The 21,804-nt window shown below is 72.4% G+C and carries 22 protein-coding genes and 1 pseudogene; 9 read left to right on the top strand and 14 right to left on the bottom strand.

What is annotated here, in order from left to right:
- Window positions 1-23: 23 nt before the first annotated feature.
- From ACZ7JA_RS14665 to ACZ7JA_RS14630, 8 genes are all read left to right on the top strand, one after another.
- Window positions 24-1,232: a hypothetical protein gene (locus ACZ7JA_RS14665; RefSeq protein WP_351669910.1), complete on the top strand. Its 1,209-nt coding sequence runs from the start codon at window positions 24-26 to the stop codon at window positions 1,230-1,232.
- A 133-nt stretch (window positions 1,233-1,365) separates the two neighbouring features.
- Window positions 1,366-2,058 (top strand): alpha/beta fold hydrolase, encoded by a 693-nt coding sequence (locus ACZ7JA_RS14660; protein WP_470808467.1) that lies wholly within the window; start codon window positions 1,366-1,368, stop codon window positions 2,056-2,058.
- Window positions 2,059-2,146: 88 nt separating this feature from the next.
- Entirely contained in the window at window positions 2,147-2,467 is a 321-nt protein-coding gene (locus ACZ7JA_RS14655; protein ID WP_351669904.1) for a hypothetical protein, read from the top strand.
- Window positions 2,468-2,597: 130 nt separating this feature from the next.
- Window positions 2,598-3,476 (top strand): PP2C family protein-serine/threonine phosphatase, encoded by an 879-nt coding sequence (locus ACZ7JA_RS14650; RefSeq protein WP_351669901.1) that lies wholly within the window; start codon window positions 2,598-2,600, stop codon window positions 3,474-3,476.
- Window positions 3,477-3,535: 59 nt separating this feature from the next.
- Window positions 3,536-4,543, top strand: coding sequence for an MASE1 domain-containing protein (locus tag ACZ7JA_RS14645; protein WP_393437678.1), 1,008 nt, complete (start codon window positions 3,536-3,538; stop codon window positions 4,541-4,543).
- Between the two features lie 468 nt (window positions 4,544-5,011).
- Complete coding sequence (gene selA / locus ACZ7JA_RS14640; protein ID WP_470808553.1) at window positions 5,012-6,295, top strand: L-seryl-tRNA(Sec) selenium transferase; 1,284 nt, start codon at window positions 5,012-5,014, stop codon at window positions 6,293-6,295.
- Between the two features lie 5 nt (window positions 6,296-6,300).
- Window positions 6,301-8,175 carry a SelB domain-containing protein gene (locus tag ACZ7JA_RS14635; protein ID WP_470808464.1) on the top strand — a complete coding sequence of 625 codons (1,875 nt, stop codon included), beginning with the start codon at window positions 6,301-6,303 and terminating at the stop codon, window positions 8,173-8,175.
- Between the two features lie 354 nt (window positions 8,176-8,529).
- Entirely contained in the window at window positions 8,530-8,763 is a 234-nt protein-coding gene (locus ACZ7JA_RS14630) for a helix-turn-helix transcriptional regulator (protein ID WP_470808462.1), read from the top strand.
- Between the two features lie 231 nt (window positions 8,764-8,994).
- Here the strand turns inward: ACZ7JA_RS14630 and ACZ7JA_RS14625 are convergent.
- The 4 genes and pseudogenes from ACZ7JA_RS14625 to ACZ7JA_RS14610 all read right to left on the bottom strand — a co-directional run.
- Window positions 8,995-9,312, bottom strand: a pseudogene (locus tag ACZ7JA_RS14625) (SAM-dependent methyltransferase); the annotation flags it as partial.
- A gap of 192 nt (window positions 9,313-9,504) precedes the next feature.
- Complete coding sequence (locus tag ACZ7JA_RS14620) at window positions 9,505-9,975, bottom strand: glycine-rich domain-containing protein (RefSeq protein ID WP_470808460.1); 471 nt, start codon at window positions 9,973-9,975, stop codon at window positions 9,505-9,507.
- Between the two features lie 288 nt (window positions 9,976-10,263).
- Window positions 10,264-10,455 carry a hypothetical protein gene (locus tag ACZ7JA_RS14615; RefSeq protein ID WP_470808458.1) on the bottom strand — a complete coding sequence of 64 codons (192 nt, stop codon included), beginning with the start codon at window positions 10,453-10,455 and terminating at the stop codon, window positions 10,264-10,266.
- 3 nt (window positions 10,456-10,458) lie between these two features.
- Window positions 10,459-10,692 (bottom strand): hypothetical protein, encoded by a 234-nt coding sequence (locus tag ACZ7JA_RS14610; protein WP_470808456.1) that lies wholly within the window; start codon window positions 10,690-10,692, stop codon window positions 10,459-10,461.
- A gap of 99 nt (window positions 10,693-10,791) precedes the next feature.
- On the opposite strand from ACZ7JA_RS14610, the gene ACZ7JA_RS14605 reads away from it, so the two are divergent.
- Window positions 10,792-11,550: a GntR family transcriptional regulator gene (locus ACZ7JA_RS14605; protein ID WP_470808454.1), complete on the top strand. Its 759-nt coding sequence runs from the start codon at window positions 10,792-10,794 to the stop codon at window positions 11,548-11,550.
- A gap of 54 nt (window positions 11,551-11,604) precedes the next feature.
- On the opposite strand, the gene ACZ7JA_RS14600 is transcribed toward ACZ7JA_RS14605, so the two are convergent.
- The 10 genes from ACZ7JA_RS14600 to ACZ7JA_RS14555 form a co-directional block, all read right to left on the bottom strand.
- Entirely contained in the window at window positions 11,605-11,964 is a 360-nt protein-coding gene (locus ACZ7JA_RS14600; protein ID WP_470808451.1) for a hypothetical protein, read from the bottom strand.
- Window positions 11,961-12,401, bottom strand: coding sequence for a hypothetical protein (locus ACZ7JA_RS14595; RefSeq protein ID WP_470808449.1), 441 nt, complete (start codon window positions 12,399-12,401; stop codon window positions 11,961-11,963). Before ACZ7JA_RS14595 ends, ACZ7JA_RS14600 begins: the two co-directional genes overlap by 4 nt.
- The gene (locus ACZ7JA_RS14590) at window positions 12,401-12,589 is read right to left on the bottom strand and encodes a hypothetical protein (protein ID WP_470808447.1); all 189 of its coding nucleotides are present in this window, start codon (window positions 12,587-12,589) and stop codon (window positions 12,401-12,403) included. The genes ACZ7JA_RS14595 and ACZ7JA_RS14590 overlap by 1 nt, the downstream gene beginning before the upstream one ends.
- A 3-nt stretch (window positions 12,590-12,592) precedes the next feature.
- Window positions 12,593-13,504 carry an N-acetylmuramoyl-L-alanine amidase gene (locus ACZ7JA_RS14585; RefSeq protein ID WP_470808445.1) on the bottom strand — a complete coding sequence of 304 codons (912 nt, stop codon included), beginning with the start codon at window positions 13,502-13,504 and terminating at the stop codon, window positions 12,593-12,595.
- 89 nt (window positions 13,505-13,593) lie between these two features.
- Window positions 13,594-13,770: a hypothetical protein gene (locus tag ACZ7JA_RS14580; RefSeq protein WP_470808443.1), complete on the bottom strand. Its 177-nt coding sequence runs from the start codon at window positions 13,768-13,770 to the stop codon at window positions 13,594-13,596.
- 13 nt (window positions 13,771-13,783) lie between these two features.
- Window positions 13,784-15,199, bottom strand: coding sequence for an SGNH/GDSL hydrolase family protein (locus tag ACZ7JA_RS14575; RefSeq protein WP_470808441.1), 1,416 nt, complete (start codon window positions 15,197-15,199; stop codon window positions 13,784-13,786).
- Window position 15,200: 1 nt separating this feature from the next.
- Window positions 15,201-16,142 carry a hypothetical protein gene (locus ACZ7JA_RS14570; protein WP_470808439.1) on the bottom strand — a complete coding sequence of 314 codons (942 nt, stop codon included), beginning with the start codon at window positions 16,140-16,142 and terminating at the stop codon, window positions 15,201-15,203.
- 3 nt (window positions 16,143-16,145) lie between these two features.
- Window positions 16,146-17,300: a siphovirus ReqiPepy6 Gp37-like family protein gene (locus ACZ7JA_RS14565; protein WP_470808437.1), complete on the bottom strand. Its 1,155-nt coding sequence runs from the start codon at window positions 17,298-17,300 to the stop codon at window positions 16,146-16,148.
- Window positions 17,301-17,313: 13 nt separating this feature from the next.
- Window positions 17,314-18,306, bottom strand: a complete 993-nt coding sequence (locus ACZ7JA_RS14560) for a phage tail family protein (RefSeq protein ID WP_470808434.1) — start codon at window positions 18,304-18,306, stop codon at window positions 17,314-17,316.
- Window positions 18,307-21,615: a phage tail tape measure protein gene (locus ACZ7JA_RS14555; RefSeq protein WP_470808432.1), complete on the bottom strand. Its 3,309-nt coding sequence runs from the start codon at window positions 21,613-21,615 to the stop codon at window positions 18,307-18,309.
- Window positions 21,616-21,804: the final 189 nt, after the last annotated feature.

The raw sequence follows: 21,804 nt of genomic DNA, 5'->3' as shown, positions 1-21,804 counted from the left end.
CCGCTCTGGCCAAGGTCGGGGGCGTGAGCACGTCTTCCGTACCCCGGCCCGAGCCGGCCGCCCCGTCCGGTCCCCTCCGCCGCCCGGGACGGCCTCTGGTGGCCCGGCACCGGATGCCCGACGGCGCTCCGGCGGCCCTCGCGCTGTTCGCCGCGGTCCGGCTCGCCGGGATCCTCGTCGTGATCACCGCCGATCACCTCGCCGGCCACACCCTGACCAGGAGCCTGGCCCACTCCTGGGACTCCCGCTGGTACCTGCACATCGCCGCCCACGGCTACGGACACCTCATCTGGATCACCCCGTCCGGCGCGGTGCAGACCGACTGGGCCTTCTTCCCCCTCTACCCCTGGCTCGTCCGGGCCGCGCTGACCGTGCTGCCGTGCACCCCCGGGCAGGCCGGGCTGCTGGTCGCCTGGGCCGCCGCCGGCGTGGCCGCGTACGGCCTCTACCTCATCGGCCACCACCTGTACGGGCGGGCCGCCGCCACCGCCCTGGTGGCCCTCTGGGCGGTCCTGCCGCACTCCGTCGAGCTGACCATCGCCTACACCGAGTCCCTGTTCGCCGCGCTCGCGGTCTGGTCCCTGTACTGCCTGCTCAAGGGCCGCTGGCTGTGGGCCGGTTCGCTCGCCGCGCTGGCCGGACTGGCCCGGCCGACCGGGTTCGCCGTCGCCGCGGCCCTCGGGATCGCCGCCGCGCACGAACTGCTGCGCCGGCGCGGCCGGGCGCCCGCCGCCCTGTGGGCCGGCGTCCTGCTCGCGCCGCTCGGCTGGCTCGGGTACGTGCTGTGGGTGGGCGCCCGGACCGGCGACCTGTTCCGCGGCTACTTCACGGTCCAGAGCGCCTGGGACTCGCGCTTCGACTTCGGCGCCGGCGCCCTGCGCTTCCTCCGGCTGCTGTTCCTGTACGGCGGCGGTGTCGTCTACCCCGCCGCGCTGCTGCTCGTCCTGCTCGGCGTGGTCCTGTTCGGGCTGCTCTGCCTGGACCGCGCCCCGCTGGCCCTGGTGGTGTTCGCGGCGGTCCTGGTGCTGCTGGTGCTGGGCGGCTCGGGATCCTTCTCGTCCAAGCCCCGCTTCCTGCTGCCGGCCTTCCCGCTGCTGATCCCGCCGGCCCGCGCGCTCGCCCGGACCTGGCGGGCGCGGCCGGCCCAGGCCCTGCTCGTCGGCTGCGCCCTCGCCGCCGCCTCCCTGCTCTACGGCGCCTACGTGACGGTGGTGGCGCACTCCCCGCTGTGACGCCGTCAGCCCCGCCGCCCGCCGTACCGCCGGCGGGCGCGGCCGCTCCCGGAGGACGCGCCGGCGGTCCCGGTGGATCGGCCGCCGGTTCGGTGCGAGGATCCTGCGGCGCCCCGACGAGAAAGGCGAGCCGATGAAGCTGCACACCCGCGAGTGGGGGACCGGGGAGCGGATCGCCGTCCTGATCCACGGGATCATGTCCGACCACCGGACCTGGCGCCGGGTCGCGCCGGTGCTCGCGGACCGGGGCTACCGGGTGATCGGCGTCGACCTGCGCGGCCACGGCGCGAGCGGCCGGGGCGGGTACGGCGCCGCCACCTGGGCGGACGACCTCGTGGAGACCCTGCCGGCCGGCGTCGAGCTGGCGGTCGGCCACTCGCTCGGCGGCATGGCCCTCGCGCTCGCGGTGGAGCGGCTGGCGCCGGAACGGGCCGTCTACTGCGACCCGGCGTGGGAGCTCGGGAAGCGCGCGGTGACGGCCGCCGCCGCCTTCGGCGACTTCAAGCTCGTCGACCGCACCGTGATCCGGGGGTTCAACCCGCGCTGGGAGGACGCCGACGTGGACGTCGAACTGGCCGCCATCGCCGACTGGGACGCGGCGACCGTCCAGGCGTTCCCCGACGCCTTCGCGGTCAGCCGGACCCCGGTGCGCCCGGTGGTGCCGTCCCTGGTGGTGCTGGCCGGCGCGAACAGTCTCGTACCGCCCGAGCAGGCCGACGAGCTGGTGCGGCGCGGCTTCATGGTCCGTTGGGTGCCGAACGCCGGTCACACCCTCTACCGCGACGACTTCGAGGGTTTCATGACGGCGCTGGACGGCTGGGTCTGACCCGGAGCGGCCACGGCGTCGCGGCGCCTCCCCCGTGCGAAGCCCGTGAATCGGGGTAGGCGGGGGTACGCCCGAGGAAAGGATCGTCATGACGACCTACGTCATCACCGTGCCCGGTACCTTCACGACGGGAGTCGGGGACGAGGCCCGCGCGCGGCTGAGCCGGGCCCTCCGGCCGGCCGATCCGCACACCACGCGGATGGGCAGCACCGAGGACCTGGACGTACTCAACGTCAACGAGGACAACACCTTCACCCTCCGTCTGACCGTCGAGGCGGACACCGGCCCGCACGCCGAGGACGAGGCACGCCGGCTCGCGGACTCGGCGCTGCGCGACGCCGGTCTGGACGAGCGGTCGGCGCCGCTGGGACCCGCGTTCGTCACGGGTATCGACTCGGAGGTCCGTTGACCGGGCGGATCGCGGGGCCACGCGGCCCCGCCGACCGTCTCGGGCGCCCCGCCCCCTGCGGAGAATCACCACGAATGGGTAAAATCTAGGCGTTTGCCGTAAAAGGCTGCCGCCCAGCCGGATGTGATCCATGCCCCGCAAGCGCTCCACGGACGATGGCGACGAGCTGCTGGTCCGGCTCGGGATGCTCACCGCCCAGGCGCGCGAGCGTGCCGAGCTGCAGCGCGCCCAGGTCGAACTGGCCATCGCCCTGCAGCGCGGAATGCTGCCCCCGGACCTGCCCGCCGCGCCCGGACTGCACCTCGCGGTGCGCTACGCGCCCGCCTGCCACGGCCTGAACGTGGGCGGCGACTGGTATGACGCGTTCACCCTGCCCGACGGCCGCATCGGGATGTCCATCGGGGACGTGCAGGGCCACAACATCGAGGCCGCCGCCTTCATGGGCCAGGTGCGGACCGCGCTGCGGGCCCTCGCCTCCGTCAGCACCGAGCCGGGCGAGATCCTGGCCCGGACCAACGAGCTGCTGCTCTCGCTCGGCATCGAGCTGTTCGCCACCTGCACCTTCATGCGGCTCGAACCGGCCACCGGCGTCCTGGAGAGCGCGCGGGCCGGGCACATACCCTTCGTCTGGGCCACCGCCGACGGCAAATCAGGCGTCGCGGAGGACGAGGGAGGACCGCCGCTCGGCATCCAGCACGGCGCGGCGTACCCCGTGACCCGGCACCGGCTCACCACCGGCGGGGTGTTCGTGCTGCTCACCGACGGCGTGGTGGAGGGCCCCTCGCTCGCCGTCGAGGACGGCCTCGACCAGGTCGTCCGGCTCGCCGGCATCGCCGCCGTCTCCGGACTCGAGCCCTACGCGCTGGCCGCCGCGGTGATCAAGGGCGCCGAGAGCGTGGGGCACGAGGACGACGCCGCGGTCCTGGTCGCGGGCCTCGACGGGCCCGGCGCGCACTGGCGGGACGCGGTGGCCGGGGGGTCCCGGCGGCGGCCCGGCGTTCAGCCATAGAGCGGGACCGGACGCCGCTCGCCTCGCAGAGGTACGGCCACCGGTGTGAGATTGCTGCTGTGGTGCCTCTCCAGGATCTGCGCCGGCCGGGCGGCTACGCCGTCCAGCTTCTGGTGGTCGCCGCCTGCTACTACGGGGCGGCGCGCCTGGGACTCATGCGCGAACTTGCGGTCGAGGGCGCCGTCGTCACCCCGATCTGGCCGCCCACCGGAGTGGCCGTGGCCGCCCTGATGTTCTTCGGCCTCGCCTGCTGGCCCGCCATCACGGTCGGCGCGCTGTTCGCCACCTGGTCCCTCGGCACCCCCGGCCCCGACGTGGTAGGCATCCTCTTCGGGCAGACGGTGGCCCCGGTGATCGCGGTGCTGCTGCTGCGGCGGTCCGGCTTCCGCCCCGAGATCAGCCGGCTGCGCGACGGGCTCGCCCTGGTGTTCCTCGGCGCGCTGGCGGCCACCACGATCAGCGCGACCTTCGGCGTGGGCGTGCTGGTCCTGACCGACAAGCTGGCGGCGCACGCCTTCTGGGCCGTCTGGCTGGCCTGGTGGGTGGGCGACGCGATGGGCGTCCTGCTCGTCACCCCGGTCCTGCTGATGCTGCGCCGCACCCGCTGGCCGCTGCCGCTCGGACGCTGGAAGGAGGCCACCGCGATGGCCGTGGTCGCCTGCGCCATCGTGCCACTGGCCGCCTACAGCTCGATCAGCCTGCTCTTCCTCGTCTACCCGCTGATCATCTGGGCCGCGCTGCGCTTCCAGCTCGCGGGCAGCATGCTCTGCGCCCTGCTGACGTCCGTGCTGGCCACGGTCGCGGCGACGGACGCCGTCGGCGCCTTCGCGGGGCTGAGCCGGATCGAGGTCATGGCGAAACTCCAGGCCTTCAACGGGGCGATGGCGCTCACCGCGCTGCTGCTGTCCGCCGTGATCACCGAGCAGCGCAACACCCGGCGCTCCGTGGAGCAGGCCTGCAAGGAGCTGGTGGAGGTACTGGCGCACCTCACCGCCGGCGAGGCGCCCCCGCCCCGGCCGCCCCCGAGGCCCGGCGACGGGCCGCGGGAGCCCGGCAGCGGCTCGTGACGCGGCGCGTTCCGCCCGGCGTGTCGAACGCCCGCGCAGGGGCACTGGGAGACGATGAGCGATGCCCGCACGGGCACGGCGGAACCGGAGGAACGGAACAGGGGCGGCATGGAACAGCGGGTGGCACCCGGCAGAGACGACCGGAACCCGAACCCCACCGGACCGGGCTCCGGTGCCCGGGCCGGCTCCGGCGCCTCGGCTGGTTGCGGCCACGACGTCCGCGCCCGTCGGCCGGGGCCGGGGCGGCCCGGTGCCGAGGGGCACGCCTGCGACGTCTCGGGAGACCCGGCAGAGGACGGCGGCGGCCGCGGCGTCGAGACGGGCGGGACGGACCTGCGGCGCCACGGCGGCGGATCCGGCTCCGGTGCCCGGGCCCGACCGGGCGCCGGTGCTCCGGAAGGTCCCGGGGCCGGCCGGTCCGAGCCGGCCGCCGCGCGTCCTGGTGACGGCGGCGACGCCCGGCGTCGGATTCCGCGTACCGATGTGCTGTTGCGCGATGCCCGGCTGGCCGAGGCCGTGGGGCGGCTCGGAGAGGATGTGGTCAAGGGGGCGGTCCGGCAGGCGCAGGAACAGGCGCGTGCGGGCGGCATCGCCCCCGAGCAGGTCCGGGACACCGCCGTGGCCCTGCTGCCCGGCACGGCCGGCGGGCTCCGACCGGTGATCAACGCGACCGGCGTCCTGCTGCACACCAACCTCGGCCGGGCACCGCTGTCGGCGGCGGCCCGGCAGGCGGTGGCCGCTGCCGCCGGACCCACGGACGTGGAGCTCGACCTGGCCACCGGAGCGCGGGCCCGGCGCGGCCGCTCCGCCCTGGCCGCGCTCGCCGGCCGCGTCCCCGCCGCCGGCGGCGTGCACGTCGTCAACAACGGGGCCGCCGCGCTCGTGCTGGCCGCCACCGCCCTCGCGGCCGGCCGGGAGATCGTCGTCAGCCGCGGCGAGATGGTGGAGATCGGGGACGGCTTCCGCCTGCCCGACCTGCTGGTCTCCACCGGCGCCCGGCTCCGCGAGGTCGGCACCACCAACCGCACCACCGCCGCCGACTACGCCGCCGCCGTCGGACCCGGCACCGGCTTCATCCTCAAGGTGCACCCCTCCAACTTCCGCATCACCGGCTTCACCCGCGCCGCCGAGGTCGGCGAACTGGCCGGGCTCGGCGTGCCCGTCGTCGCCGACATCGGCTCCGGGCTGCTCGCCCCGCACCCGGAACTGCCCGAGGAACCGGACGCCGCCACGGCCCTGCGCGCCGGGGCCGCCCTCGTCACCGCGAGCGGCGACAAGCTGCTCGGCGGCCCCCAGTGCGGGCTGCTGCTGGGCCGCGAGGACCTGGTGCGCACCCTCGCCAGGCACCCGCTGGCCCGCGCCCTGCGGGTCGACAAGCTCACCCTGGCCGCCCTGGAGGCCACGCTCACCGGACCGCCCACCCCGACCGCCGCCGCCCTCACCGCCGACCCGGCCCGGCTCGGCGAGCGCGCCGGCCGGCTCGCCGCCGCCCTGGCCGCCGACGGGATCGACGCCCGGGCCGTCGCCGGCGCCGCCACGGTCGGCGGGGGAGGGGCGCCCGGCGTCACCCTGCCCAGTGCCGCGCTGTCGCTGCCCGAGCCGTACGCCGCGGCGCTGCGCACCGGCCCGACCCCGGTGGTCGGCCGGCTCGAGGCCGGGCGCTGCCTGCTCGACCTGCGGGCCGTGCCGCCGGAGGACGACGAACCGCTGGCCGCGGCCGTACGGGCGGCCCGCCCGGCCGCGGAGAGGTAGGCGCCGTGCACGTCCTCGCCACCGCCGGCCATGTCGACCACGGCAAGTCCACCCTGCTGCGGGCGCTCACCGGCATGGAGCCCGACCGCTACGAGGAGGAGCGCCGCCGGGGCCTGACCCTGGACCTCGGCTTCGTGTGGACGCGGCTCGAACCGGGCGGGGAGGACCTCGCGTTCGTCGACGTACCCGGGCACGAGCGGTTCGTCGCGACCATGCTCGCCGGCGCCGGCCCGGTGCCCGCCGTGCTGTTCGTCGTCGCCGCCGACCAGGGCTGGCAGCCGCAGTCGCAGGAGCACCTGGCGATCCTCGACGCGCTCGGCGTCCGGCACGCCGTCCTCGCGGTGACCCGCGGCGACCTCGCCGACCCCGAACCGGTCCGCGCGGACGCCGTGGAACGGCTGGCCGCCACCTCCCTCGGCAAGGTGCCGTCCGTGGCGGTCAGCGCCGTCACCGGCGCCGGGCTGGACGAACTGCGCGCCGAACTGGCCCGGCTGACGGCCGGGTTGCCCGCACCGGACACCGGGGCCGACGTACGCCTGTGGCTGGACCGGGCGTTCACCGTCCGCGGTCACGGCACCGTGGTCACCGGCACGCTCGGCGCGGGCACCCTGCGCGTCGGCGACAGGCTGGTCACCGGGGACGGGGACGTCCTGCGGGTGCGCGGCCTGCAGACCCTGCACGAGCAGCGGACGGAGGCCGGCGCGGTGGCCCGGGTCGCCGTCAACGTGCACGGGCCGGAGACCGGCGCACTGCGCCGCGGCCAGGCCCTGCTCACCCCGGACCGCTGGCTGACGACCGGCACCGCGGACGTCCGGGTCACCGGCGAGCCCGTCCGCGACCTGCCCCGCTCGGTCACCCTGCACATCGGCACGGCCGCCGTCCCGGTGACCGTCCGCCCGCTCGGCGAGGACACCGCCCGGCTCACCCTGCGCCGCGCGCTGCCCCTGCGGATCGGCGACCGGGCGGTGCTCCGCGAACCCGGCGGCAGCCGCACCCCCTGCGGCGTCACCGTCCTCGACGTACGCCCGCCCCGGCTGACCCGGCGCGGCGCCGGCCGGGCCCGCGCGGCCGAACTGGCCGGGCTGACCGGCCGGCCCGACGGCGCCGCCGAACTGCGCCGCCGGGGTCTGGTCAGGCGCCGCGACCTGCTCGCCATGGGCGCCCCGCCGCCGTCCGGCCCCGTCGCCGGCGACTGGCTGGCCGACGAGGCGCACTGGACCGACCTCGCGGACCGGCTGGCCGCCGAGGTCCGCCGGTACGCCGAGGCGCACCCGCTGGAACCCGGCCTCCCCGCCGAGGCGGCCCGCCGTCTGCTGGACCTGCCCGACCGCGTCCTGGTGGACGCCCTCGTCCGGGCCGCGCCCCGACTCCGCGACCGGCAGGGCCGGTTGTACGACACCGAGGACACGCGGCCCGCCCTGCCGCCACCCGTGCGGGCCGCGGTGGACGCCGTGCGCGGGGACCTCGCCCGGACGCCGTTTCGCGCCCCCGAGGCCGACCGGCTGACCCGGCTCGGCCTGACCAGGAAGCCGCTGGCCGCCGCCGTGGCCGCGGGCGCCCTGCTGCGGATCGCCGACGGCGTCGTGCTGCTGCCCGGGGCGGACGCCGCGGCCGCGGCCGAACTGCGCATGCTGCCGCAGCCGTTCACACTGAGCGAGGCCCGCCAGGCCCTGGACACCACGCGCCGGGTCGCCGTGCCGCTGCTGGAGTACCTGGACGCCCACGGGTACACGGAACGCGTGGACGATCAGCGGCGGCGCTGCCGGTCCGAGGAAGGGAGCGGAGGCGGACGGGAATCGAACCCGATTCTTCACCCGTTCGTGACCTGCGATGATGCCGAGAATCCGGACAAAGGGATGCGTTTCGATGACGCTCGATGACGCGTGACGGGGGCGGATGCCGGTCGGTTTGGCCACGGCCAAACGGGCAGGCGGTCGCACCCCTACTGCCGCACCGGATGAGTGCAGAACGGAACACACGACAGAGCCCCCCAGCCGCGAAGGCCGGGGGGCTCCGGACCGATCGCCGCCGCCTGGGGGGCAGTTGCGACGACCGGCCGACTGGAGAGTAACTGACTCGGGAGTCAGCGGGTAACCCCAGGTCGCTGCCGTTATGCAGCCAGTCACTCGAATGAGTGTTTGTGGCACCCATCTCTTGCAATCAAGATATATCTACGCTTCTGCTGTACCAACTCTGGTACAGACAATGATCATGGGACGGGTCAGCGTGTACCCGTGCCGTCAGATCCCCCGCCCGACTGGGTGCTCACCCGCCGCCGGGCCATCGGGGACGCTATCCGCGCCGCGCGCGGCCGACGCCAGCTGTCGCAGGAGGCGCTCGGTGAGCTCACCGGCATCGACCGGAAGACGGTCAACCGGATCGAGCAGGGGGCATACGCCACTTCCATCGACCGGCTGCTCCTCATCGCCGACGCCCTGGACACCCCGCTCGCCGACCTCGTCCGCTGAAGCCTGCGCGCGGGCACCGACGATCAGCGTTCCGACCGTGCGCGGCCCGGGCGGCGCCGACAGCACCATCGCCCGCGCATCCACGAAACCGTGCTTGGCGAGCAGCTGCTCCCACACGGCCGGTTCGAAGTCCCAGCGCTTCACCACGAGCGGGTCCTCCTCCGGGCCGCGCGGGATGTAGGAGGCCTGGCAGCCGTAGCAGCCCAGGACGGGCGGCCGCTGCGAGAACACCAGCCGGCCGCCCGGGCGCAGCCGCTCCCGGATCACGGGCAGCAGCAGGTCCGGGTCGGTGAACCATGCGGCGCCGTACACGGAGTAGATCGCGTCGAACGTCTCGCGGGTCGTCTGCAGGAAGTCGACTGCCTCGGCTCGGTGAAGCTCCAGACCGGCGAGGAGGCCCCACCGGTTCCGGGCTGCGAGCAGCTGCGCGGGAGAGACGTCGACGCCGACCGCGCGCACGCCGAGGGAGGCGAGGTGCGCGGCGTTGCCGCCTTTGCCGCAGCCCAGGTCCAGGACCCGGTCGCCGGCCTTGAGCTCGAGGAGTTCCATGCCGGGCCCGTGGTCCTCGAACTGGGTCCAGTTGAACCAGGTCGTGTCGCCGCGGCCGTTCACCGCGCGGCGTTCCGGTCGCTGCTGGGAGTAGGTGTCCCAGGCGATCGCCGTGTCTGTCACGTGCTACTCCGCTCATAGGGCCAGCCGCCCAGCTGTGGTGCCGGGCGGCTGGAGTCTGACACGAGGGCGTTACTTCTTGCCGCTGTTCGGGCTGTCGCTGCACCCGGCGTGGCACTGGGTACAGTCGGCCACGTTCGGCCACAGCTCCTCGTCGACGGCGTATCCGGCGCCGGTGATGGCGGCGAGCGTCCGCTCCCGGGTGGCCCGCGGGCCACCCGGCGTCTCCTCGTCCTCGTCGGTGGGGACGTGGTGGACGAACCGACCGACGACGCGCTGACAGAACTCGGCGTAGTCGACGGTGTGGAGTACGAAGGCGTGCCATCCGAGGTCGACCAGCTTGCTGGGGGCGAGGGACTGTCCGGGCTGCTGGCCGGAGGCGGCGATGAATGCGACCGCCTGGCCGACGATGCGGCGGGCGGTCGGCTCGTTGATCTCCGGGTGGTCGGTGGTGATGCGACGGGTGAGCCGGTCAGCCAGTTCGGGGTTGATCAGGGTGAGCGCGTCGATGTTGCTGAGGGGACGCTCTAAGGTGGTGGTCACTGCTTCCTCCTGTTGGGTGTTGGCCCCAGGCGTGGGGCTGTTGGGCCCGTCCGGTCCTGTTGGCACGGGATTGGCGGACGGGAGTTGTGGGGCTCATCTCCGCCGCGGCCGGCGCTCGCGGCGGAGACGAGCCAGCTCATCGGCGCGCGACCGCGCAGTACTTCCGCCACAGCACCTCAGCGGTCGGGCAGCGGCGGAGCAGTGCTCTACAGCCGGAGCAGGCTGCGGCGTGCTCGAGGTACCGCTGCTCCGCGTCCGCGGCGGTCGGAGCCGCCAGATGCTCGCCGGTCACGAGCGGGCCTTGCCGTGCTGCGGGTGGCGGCGGATCTCTTCCTCGCAGTCGGTGGCGCGCCCGTACTCCTGGCGCTGCTCGTGGGCTGCGCGCTGCCGGTCGAGGGCCTGGCACACGTCGCAGCCGGGCGCGGGCGCGGGCGGGTGTGTGGGGTCCATCAGGGTGACGGGGTCTTCCTGGACGGCCATGCGCTACTTCTCCTCGACTTCGGCCCATACCTGGGGATCGTCGGCCGTGTCGGTGCTGCCCCAGCGGTCCGCGGCACGTAGCGCGGTGAGGAGTTCGGCCCAGGTGTCGTGGTCGGCGTTGTCCGGGGCGGTGCCAGTGATGCGGTAGCCCTGGTCTGTTGCCTGGACGTGCACTGGGTCCTCGAGGGCGCTCTCCAGCGCGGCGCGTAACGCGGCTGCGCGCTCACCGATCGGCATGACGGATCCCCCACTCTCGTGCGAGAGGCTTACTCTCGTACGAGAGTAGACGGGAAGTGACTACTCTGTCACGCAAGTCACACGATCGGGAGGCGGGCAGTGAGCACCGAGACGCCGTTGTATCTACGGGTCGCCGACGAGCTGCGCGCCCGCATCGAGTCCGGTGAACTGCCGCCCGGCACGCGGCTGCCGTCGATCGCGGAGATCATCAAGGAGTACGGCGGCAGCAACTCGGTGGCGACCGGCGCCTACAAGGTGCTCGTCGACGAAGGCCTCGTCATCAGCCGTCACGGCGCGGGGCACTACGTGCGCGGCCGCGAGACACCGGCGCTCCTGGTCCGTCAGCACCGGCGCCGCAGCGAGGACTCGCCGTTCGCCCGGGGTGCGGCCGAGCAGGGCGCGGTCGGCAGTTGGCGGCATGAGAGCACCACAGAGCAGGCCAGCGAAGCCGTCGCCGTGCGGCTTGGCATCGAGCCCGGCGCTGCGGTGATGCACACCTCGTACACCTACCTTGCGGACGACCGGCCTGTTCAGCTGGCCGAGTCGTGGGAGCCGCTCGCCCTGACCGGGCAGTCGCTCATCGCGCTCCCCGAGGTCGGTCCGTACGCCGGTGTTGGAGTGGCCGCGCGGATGCGGGTCCTCTCCATCGACGTCGGTGATCCAGTCGAACGAGTTCGGGCCCGCATGGCGACGCGGCAGGAGGCGCAGGCGCTGGGCATGACGCCGCCCGGGCCGGTGCTGGCCATCGAGCGGACGTACTACGACCAGGCGACGGGCCGGCCGGTGGAGACGGCGGACATCGTGGCGCGCGGCGACCGGTGGGTGGCGGTGTACGGGCAGCCGCCCGCCGCTGGCTGAGCCTGGGCATGACGAAAGGGCCCCCTCCCGCCACGGAGGCGGAAGGGGGCCAGCTCACAGGCCGGTCTCTTGGTATTCCGTGACTAAAGGGTGGGGAGGCTCGGGCTCGATGCCGGCGCGGGTCATCTGTCGGCACCAGCGGTCGGCGGACCATGAGAAAGCACGGAGGACCGCCTCGAGGCGGCTCTGCCTGGTGCGGAGCTCGCCGTTCTCTTTGTCGACTCTTTCGACCGTCGCCTGTAGCACTGCAAGGTCTGCGGTCCTCTGAGCCGGTGCCGCCTGAGCCTGCGCGGCCGCTTGCGTCGCCTCTGCTGTGGCGGAGGCTGCCGCCTTGGTCGCTCGCGCTGCGAATGCGCCAGCGATGATCATGCCGATGGTGCCGAACGCTGCCACGACTTGGGCCCAGATGCTCACGCGGCTCTGCCTTTCCGGGCGGAGCGCGGCACGTGGGGGACCGAGTGCTCGGGCACCGTACTCGCCCACACGATGACCCCGCAGTGCGAGGTCAGGTACCAGATCGCGACGTAGATGCCGCGAGAGTAGTCGCCGCTGGCGACAGCGGCCGCGTAGGCGATGGCCCACACGGTGGGGGGAATGAGCGCGGCGACGAAACCGGCGCCGTCGCGGCCCACTTGGTTGAAGGCTGCGATCGAGGTGACGATGCCGCAGATGATCCAGAGCAGAGCCCAGTGCTGGAGGCTGCCGAAGCGGGTGAGGAGTCGGAGGCCTTCAGGCGCGGGCGGGTCGATGATGAAACCCATGCCCCAGCAGAACTTGCCGACTCCCAAGATCAGTAGGAAGTGGCCGCGGCGGCCCAGCTTGCGACGGATCCGCCGGACCGCCGCGCGCATCAGATGTCGCCCGACGGCTGTTGCTTGTTGGGCACGTACCAGGTGACGCCGTACGCGCTGAGGACAGCGACCGCGATGGTGATGCCCTCGGCGGCGGTGACCTGACCATCCTGTACCGCAGTCGTCGCGGCAGCCGCGCCCGCGGCCAGGCCGCCGACAACGGCCTTCCACATCTCCGAGATCCGCATGAGCTACTCCTTCACGTCGAAGCCGTACTTGTCGCCCAGGCGGACGAGGCTGGTCTTGCCGGGGATGCCGTCGGCGGCGGAACCCGTGTAGCCAAGGTGGCGCTGCCATCGGGCGTAGGCCTCGATGGTGACCCTGCCGTAGTGGCCGTCGCTGTACGCCTTGGGCAGGTAGCCGGCGTTCACGAGAGCGGTCTCGACGACCTTGACTCCGGAGTAGGTGACCGGGGTGCCCTTGGCCTTCGGGTTGGAGCGGGCCGCGGCGACGAGCTGGGACAGGTCGACCACCGGCCGCTTCGGCGGCGGGAGCTGTTCGGCGGGAGCGTCCGACTTGAGGCGCTTGGCGATGCGGGTGCGCATGCTGGCCATGGTGAAGCCGCGCGGGTCGACCTTGCCGGGCTGCCACTCCAGGTGCCCGATGACGCTGCCGGCGCCCCAGTGGTGGTGTCGGCAGATTGCGGCGGCCACCTTCTCGATCGCCTCGAGCTGCTCGTCGGGCCAGGGGTCCTTGCCGTCGCCGAGGTTCTCGCATTCGAAGCCGTAGAAGTACCGGTTGCCGTCGGTGTTCGCCTCGTTGTCGGTCGGCAGCGAGGCCTCGTTCGTGACGGCGCGCAGCACGTCGTCGTCGCCGAGGCCTGCATGGTTCGCGCGGCCGTAGCCGACGAGGTGCACGCGGCCGTCCTTGGCGATGACGCCGTGGCAGAGGGGGCCGGGGAGGTCGGAGTGTCCGTCGCGGCAGATTTTCACGGTGGCGGCGGTGCCGCGGGTGACGGTGTGGTGGATCATCACGCCGCGGACGGGTCCCCACGGGCCCTTGCTGTTGCGGTTGTGGTGCTCCCAGTCGCCGACCTCGACGACAGTGACGCCCTCGGCGCGGAGCAGCGCGGCGAAGGCGGCCGCGCTCGGTGGTGTGGCCACGAGGCCTCCAGAGATGAGAAAAGCCCCGGGCCGGGCGGCGCGGGGCGGTGACGGTCTGCCGCGATGCGGGGCCGGCTGGGAGCCGTCCGCTAGCCGGCGGTGAGGGAGATGAAGCGGTCGCTGCCGTCGGGCATGCGGACCGCGAGGCGGCCGTCGACCTGGTGCAGGACGAGGCCGCCGATGCTGATGCCGTAGCCGTCCGTCACCGCGATCGGCGCCGGGACCGGCTTCGGTGGAGGTGGGGCGGCGGCCGTAACAAGGGGCATCCGGGCCTCCAAGTCAGGCGGTCAGGACGGGCAGCACGGCGTCGGCGATGGCCTGGTGGCCGGCGTCGGACGGGTGCACGACGTCAGTGCCGGCCGCGCCCGCGTTGGCCGCGTCGCCCCAGTAGCCGAGGCTGGTCCAGTAGCTGTAGGAGTTGCGTCCCATGGGCCAGACGTTCACCAGCGCGGCCCCGTAGGCCTCAGCGAGACCGCGTGCCCTGGTCAGATATTGGCCGTAGAACGTGCCGCTGGTGTAGTTGCCTCGGTGCTGGAAGAGGAACAGCAAGTCGGTCGCGCCGTCGTTGACTGCCTTGAAGGTGGACAGCGTCGAGATCACGTTGCTGACCCAGGTGTCGACCGCGACGCTGGCCTGGGCGTCGTTGATCGCCAGCGAGTAGATGATCAGATCGGCGGCGTTGCTCGAGCCGCCGTTCCACAGGGTGTTACCGGTGCCGCTGGTGAAGAACGTGGACGTAGACGCCCCGGAGCGGCCCATGTTGTCCACGACGACGCCGGTAGCGTTCTCGGCGCTCACGCCGATGAGCTGGAGCCGGGCCCCGCCCGTGCCGTTGTACGAGATGACGACCGTGTGGTCCCCAGCGGCGAGCCCGGTGATCGTCTTCACCTGGACGGTGCCGGTGGACAGGCCCGGGTCGGCGACGGCGACCGGGGAGCCCCCGTCGATCTGGTAGGTGAAGCCCGCGTTCGGGAGATTCACTCCGGCGAGGGTGTAGATGTTGATGGTGGTGCCGCGGACCTTGAAAGTCGCCGTTGCGGCGGCGGTGGCGTACATGCTGCTGACTGCGGGGCCGTAGAAAAGCCCGGTATCCGTCCACGTGCCCGTGGTGGAAGTAATGCTGTTGTTCGCCCTCCAGAGGGCAATGGTCGCGTCCCTGCCAGTGCCGATGAATTCGGCGGACCTGTTGACGGAGAACATTCCGGAGCCGCCATCGCCATACCCGCCCTGGAGAGCGGTGCGGACGAGCCCGACCCAGCTCTTGCTGAGGAGGTCGCTGGACCAGTAGCCGTAGGTGATCGAGTCACCGATGCACATCAGCTTGGCCTTGCCCCCGGACCGGGCAGCGTCCCGCTTGGCTCGCCAGTTCTCACCCCAACCGGGGGGCACATACAGGCCCTTGCCTACGGTTGCGGTGGCCGCGTTGTGTGAGTCCACCCAGGCGCGCGCGGAGCCGCCCGCGTCCGCCCACATGCCGGTGACCCCGTCAGGGCCGAAGAACGACGGCAGAAGCCCTTGCTCATCGGTGGTGACCTGGCTGATTTGGTCGTTGGCGCCGTTGCGGAGGTCTGTGTACTGGACTCCGCCGACCGGAGCATTCCAGAAGGTGACGGTCACGCCGGGCGCGACGCCCCACAGGCCATCGGTCGGCCGGACGACGTAGTCCGCCATGGTGGCGCCGAACTGGTAGCGCATGTCACACCACCCAGCTGATGCCGGACACCGGGAGCACGTAGTCCCCGGTGGCGATCGACGGGTGGTTGATCAGCCATACCTGGCCGGGTCGGGACTCGTGCGCGTCGGAGTAGATGGCGAATCGTCCAATCTCTGTGCCGGTGCAGTACGCCAGTCCGTACTGGTCCCGGGTCGGGTGCCGATAGGCGGAGGGGATGAGGACAGGCAGCTGGGACTCGGTGGTCGCGCCGAGCGTGCCGCCCGCGCGCTTCATCGAGCCCAACCTCAAGTGGACGGCGCCGTTGCGCTTCTGCAGAACGGATTCGACCTCGTTGGTCCACGGCGAGAGGCTCTTGTTGACGGAGATGACGCCGGAGTCGTCGGCGACGATCTGCCAGGCGGCGCCGTCCCACACGCGCAGGACGCCGGTGTCGGTCTCGAACGCCATCTCGCCCGGCACGGGGGCGGGGTTGCGGGTGGACGACGTGCAGGGCCGGACCCGGGTCCCGACGTACAGCTCGCTACGGGTGACGGTCACGCTCAGGGCCCCGCTGATGACCCGCACCTGCGCGAGGGGGATCTCGTACACGCCGGTGTCGCCGGTGTCCTGCGTGAGCGCGGGCAGGCCGGCGCCGGGGGTGCCTGCCTTGACTACGGCGCGGACGGTCCAGGCGGAGCGGTCCAGGCGCAGGACCACGTAGTCGTTGCGGATCTGGCCGCTGGTGTTGAGGCCGATCGACAGGCTGACTGCGTCGGGGCCGGAGGTCCAGGCGTGCCCGCGCAGGCTGGCGTACACGCTGGGGCGTAGGTTCACGCCGAGGCCGGTGCCCGCGGTCACGACTGCGGTGTCGGTGGGGCTGCCGTACACGCCGTCGCCGGAGAAGCGTGCGGCCACCTTCTCGTACTCGATGTCCGTGACAGCCCGGCTGTTGTGGGCCGGTGACGGCCAACTGTCCTGCGCCACGCGCTACCTCGCTTCCAGTCGGCCGAGCCTGCGGCCCAGCTCTCGTACCAGCCGCACCATGCGGGGGTCGGTCGTTGCGTCTGGGGAGCCGATCAGGGAGGTGACCTGCTCGCCCTCGCCTGGGCTGGCCGTCAGCCGGATGGAGCGCACCAGGTCGCGGACCTCGACGCCGGTCGGCAGGGCGACGGTCACCCGGTCGCCGAGGCCGAAGTCCCTGCCGGCCTTCAGGTCTTCGGTGTCGATCGTGACCGTGGCCAGCTCCACCGGCGCCGCGCCCTCCGCGAGCGCCTGCTTGCCCTCCTGGGTGATGGTGCCGTCGTCGTTGCTGTCGGCGCTGGAGTCGACGAGCTGCTCCACGCGCCACCACGCGGCCGCGGCCGCCGTGTCGGCGACCTCGACGTAGGGGCGGGGGACGGCCTGGTCGGTGCCGACGGCCAACGCGTGGGTCACGGTCGGCGCGGACTGCTTGTAGGCGACGCCGCGGAGGTTGCCCAGGCCTTCGGAGAAGCGGGCCGTGGCCGTGCGGTCGGCGGGCGCGTATACCTCGAACAGGATCTGGCTGCCCACCTGCCTGCATCGGATGCCGAGGTTGCCGCCGTCGGTGGCGACGCGCCGGCACACGTCCAGGAGCCGCTCGAGGCGGGTGGTGACGCTGACGCTCGAGCCGACGCTGGCGAGCGCGCCGAGGGCGAAGTTCGGGATGCGCCGGGCGGCGATCGCGCCGGGTCCGCAGTTCTCGTTGACCAGCGTGCGGATGATGCTCTCGGCGTTCGTGGAGGTGATCTTCCGGGAGGTCTCCGGCTGCGCTGACCAGGCTGAGGCGGGGGCGGGCCAGGTGAGGTATCCGGCGGGCAGCGCCATGTCGTCGCTGAAGTTGACCGACACCATGCCGGGCGGTGCCTCGCCTTCCCCGGCGATGCCCCAGGAGTAGTCCTGCGGGATCTCCATGGGGCCGCCCATCCACACGGCGCCGTCGCGGACGACGACGAGCCGGTTTCCGGGCTGCAACTGCTGCATGACGTATGGGTAGGCAACGAGGTCGACCGACCCCGTCCCTGGTTCGTTGAAGACCTGGGTGACGTCCAGGTTCGACCAGTCGGCGGGCGGGTCGCCCTGCACCACGAGATTCCGGTTGGTGATGAGCAGCTGAACGGCCACCACTCACCCCCCATCAGGCGGTCTCGTACCGCGGGTTGAAGCTGAGGTCGACCGCGCTGCCCGGCCCGGAGCCCGCCAGGGTGAAGGACACTGAGTTGTCACCCGGGGCGAGCCCCCACAGGACGGCCGTCGGCCAGCTGAGGGCGCCGACCCAGTTCGCCCCGTCCTGGTAGCGGACTTGGGGCGGGTCGGTGCGGACGGTGACCCTCTCACCAGCGAGCAAGTTCCCGTGCCCGACCGACGTCGGGTTGAGGGTGAAGGACTCGCTGCGGGCGACCCCGGTGCGGTCCGTCCAGGTGCGGGTAAAAGTCACCAGGCTGGCTGGGCCGGTGATGGTCCAGGTCGGCCACACCATCACGTCGGACGGGTTGGTCACGGTGGTCGCGCCGAGCACCTGCGAGGAGGACACCGTCGGGTACGGCGTAAAGAAGCTGCTGCCGGTGCCCTGCTCGCGGTGCACGGACACCGGCACCGGATCGGTCCAGTACGGGTCCTCGCACCACCAGGTGAGGACCGCGGTGTCCCGCAACCAGCCCGAGCCGCTGTCGCCCTGCCCCTCGAATCCCTCCTGGTAGTAGACGTTGATCGTGCGGCGGGTGCCGTCGGGGCGGGCGATCTCGAGGACGCCGGGCCCGTCGCGCAGGGTGCGGGTGATCGCGGTCGCCAGTGCACGCCAGCGGGAGACGAACTCCGTGTGGGTGTCGCCCTCCACGCGGAGCGGCCACACGATCGTCCGGGGCTGTGCCTGCGCCCCCCGCAGGCGCGCGCCCCCGCGCGCCCGCGGGTCCGACGTCAGCTCGTACGGTGTCGCCCCGAGCCCGGACACGCCCTCGGCGAGGGTGAACCAGCCCAGGGAGCGCTTGGTGAGCGGCCATACTCCGCCGGCCGGGTCGTAGTAGGTGACCGTGGCCCGGCCGAGGTCGGGCAGGACGATGCCGCCGCCCCCACCCGTGGTCGGGTCGCCGGTCTCCGGCGGGGTGGTGACGGGGGCGGTGATCAGCGGCATCTACCGTGGCCTCCCCACTCGTGCGCGCGCGTCCTGGCGGCGCTGTAGCGTCTCCAGGTCCCGGAGCGTCATCTCGCGCTGTGTCAGGTGGTAGGTGGTGTTCGTCGTGTGCTGCACGACCCGGCGTGCTCCGCCGGCCTCGGCGCCAGCCAGCGCCCACCGTCCTGGGGATGGCGTTTCCACCAGGCCCGCCATCGTGGCGTTGACGGCCTTGCGGCCCGACTCGATGCCTCGACGCAGGCCTTCGGCGGTGTAGGCGCCGACCCGGGCCATCACCCGGCTGGGGCTCTTGATGCCGAGCGCCTTCCGGATGCTGTCCTTCATTGACTTGGCGATCTTCAGCATCTGCTGCTCAATCGCCTTCTGCTGGTCCTTCAGCCCCTTGACGATGCCCTCACCGGCACGGATGCCCGCCGTGTACGTGGCGTCCGCCGCCGTGTCGCCGGCCTTGCCCGCGGCCGCAGCCAGCTTGTGCTGCTCCGCGTTGATCGCCTTGATCTGTGCGGGTGTCGCTGCTGCCAGCGATGCGGCCATCGCGGAGCCCTGCTCGACTCCGGCCTCCGCGATCTGGTTGATGAGGTCGGCGCGGACTCCCTGCCGCTTCAGCTTCGCGATGTTCTTCGCGAAAGCCTCGGCCGCCTTCCGGTCCCTCTGCAGGCGGGCCAGGATCCCCTCCGGGGTCCGGCTGCCCTGCTGCTGGGTGATGTTCGCCGAGCTGAGGATGCCGCCCTTCACGCTCTCGCGGAGCTGCGACCGGGCCTTCTTCTGGTCATCGAGTTTCTTCTGCGCCGCCTTCAGCTTGCCGGCGACCTTCTCGACGTCCTTGACGTAGCCCTCGAGCTCCCGCACGTTCCGGGCGAGGGTCCGGCCGATGCCGTGCTTCACGTCGGCCGGGAGCGCCTTCGTGATCTGCGCCAGCTTCGACTTCAGCGCCGGGATCGAGTCGCCGATGCCCTTGATGAAGCCATCGATGATCAGACGACCGGCCGGGGTCAGCAGCTTCGCGTCCTTCTTCGGCGGACCCTTGTGCTTCGGGATCATGCTCGTGATGCCGGTGAGCGTCGAGGTCAGCGACCCGATCTTCGACGTGATGCCGGAGATGAAGCCCGACATCAGCGAGGCGCCCGCGTCGACCAGGACGCCGCCGAGGTTTCCGAGGGCGTCCCGGGCGCGGCCGGGCAGGCTACGGATCCAGTCAATGGCCTCGACGGCCTTGGCTGCGCTGGCGGACACGAACCGGGACCAGGCGCTGCTCGCTGCCGAGCCGAGATTGCCGCCCAGGGGGTTGAGCGCGGCAACGGCACGGCCGGGCAGTCCCCGCACGCTGCCGATGAAGCTGTTCCACTGGCCGCTGATCGGCCCGGAGATGTATCGGGACCACAGGCCGCCGAACCAGCCGCCGATCGCCGAGCCGAGCGCGCTGAGCAGGCCGGGCGCCTGGGCCGACTTCTCGGTGAGCCACTGGCCGAGCGCGTTCCACCACTGGGGGAGCTTCTCCTGGGTGGCGGAGACCAGCTTATTCGTGAAGCCGATGGTCATCGCTACGGCTGCCGCGCCGATCGCCACGGCCACGAGCGCGGGCAGCAGCATGAAGCCGGCGACGATCGCGGCGGCGATCATGCTGAGCTTCAGCGCCTGCTCCGGGTTGGCCGTGATGTACTCGGCCAACTTCGCCCCAGCCCCGGAGATGCCCTCCAGCAGCTTCGGGGCCATCTCCTTGATCTTCTCCCCGGCGCGCTGGGCGACCAGACCGAAGAACGCGACGACCCGGTCCGCGGCTTCGACGTTGCCCTGCCCGGCCTGGTCCCACATGCCGCCCAGTTGGGTGCTGACGAACGTCTTGAAACCGGTCAGCGCGGGGACGACCTTCGTGCCGAGGAAGTCGACGACGCCCTGCTGAATGCCCCGCTTGAAGGCCTCTACCTTCGTGCTCGCGTTGTCGCGGAGCGCGTCGCCCATCTTGTCGGCGGCGCCGCCGACCTGGCCCAGGTCGCTGACGGCCTTGGACGGGTCGAGCGCCATGAGTGCTTTCTGGGTGTCCTCGGACTTCGTCGCGAACAGCTGCATGGCCAAGGCCTGGCGCTTCGTCGGGTCCTTGATCTTGCGGAGCCCGTCGAAGACCTGGTCCAGCGCCTTGGCCGCCTTCGGGCCGCCCTCGACGAAAGCCCTCTGCATCTCCTTGCCGTTGAGGCCGATCTTCTTGAAGGCCGAGTCGACGTCCTTGCCGCCCTGCTGGGTGATCAGGACGAATTCCTTCAGCGAGTCGGCGACGACGTCCGTGTCTCTGGCGCCGGCCTTCATGCCCTGGGAGAGCAGGCCGGTGGCGGTGGCGCCGTCGATGCCCATCTGCCGGAAGATCGTGGAGTATTCGTTCATCGTGTCGGCGATGTCGTCGGCGCGCGGCCCCATCTTCTGCAGGCCGCGGGTCAGCGTGTCGACGGCCTCCGTGCCGTCCTTCGCCAAACCGGTTTTGATCATCTGGCCGACCGCATTTGCGGTCTGCCCCAAGTCCAACTCGAAGGTGCTGGCCAGGTCGGAGACGTTGGTGGCGATCGACTGGATCTGCGCGTTCGTGGCGTCCGGCGGCAGGATCCCGGACCGCATGACCGCGCTGATCGCGTCGGCGGCGCCCTGGAAGTCCTCGGTGACCGCCGACGCGTACATCTGGCCGGCGACGTGCCCATACCGGCGGGCCTGCTCCGGAGTCTTACCGAGCTGAGCGGCGAGACGACCGGTGACGCGCTCCTGATCCATGGCGGTGCCGATGGCAGCCATGAAGGCGGCGCCCAGAGTGCCACCCAGTGCGGCCAGGCCCAGCTTGCTGGTCAGGCCTTCACGAATGTTGCCCGCGAGCTCGCCGATCCCGCCGGAGGCGCCGCTCCGCATGCGCTGGATGAAGGACTCCCCGCCGCCCTCGCCGGAGTCACCGGCCGCACGCTCGGCCTCGTTGGCTCCGCGGCGCACGTTGTCGGCGAGCGCGTCCCCGGCGTCCCGGGAGCCCTGCTGGACTCCGTCGCTGAAGTCCTGCCCTGTCCGGCGGCCGCCGCGATGCGCCTGCGCCTCCGCCTCGAGGGTGGCTGCCCGAGTGGCGTCGACCAGCTCGCCGCGCATGTTGCGCCACTGGCCGTCGGCGCCGCGGACGAAGCCTCCGCCGAGCTGGTCGCCTGCCTGCTGGCCGGAGCGTTCGGCGTCACCGGCGATGCGCTGCCCGGTCTGCCGCATGGCGCGTTCGGCGCGGCGCAGGGCCGGGTCCACGGTGCGGTCGTCGATGGTCAGGATGGCGGTGAGCTCGCCGACGGTCAGCGCCACAGGTCACCTCCTGGCGGGTCGGTGTGGATCGTCAGGAGGTGGTGCGAAGTGACGCTGGATCCGTGTCTCGGCGGAGAACAGGCCGAAGACGCGGACCTTGAACCAGCGGTAGGTGCGCTCGTGGAGGATGCCGGAGCCGACGTCGATGCCGTACTCCGAGTGAAGGTCGGCCTCGATCAGCGGCCACTG

The organism is Streptomyces sp. NPDC038135 (genome assembly GCF_055601245.1).
This window is presented reverse-complemented; position numbering and strand designations above follow the sequence as displayed.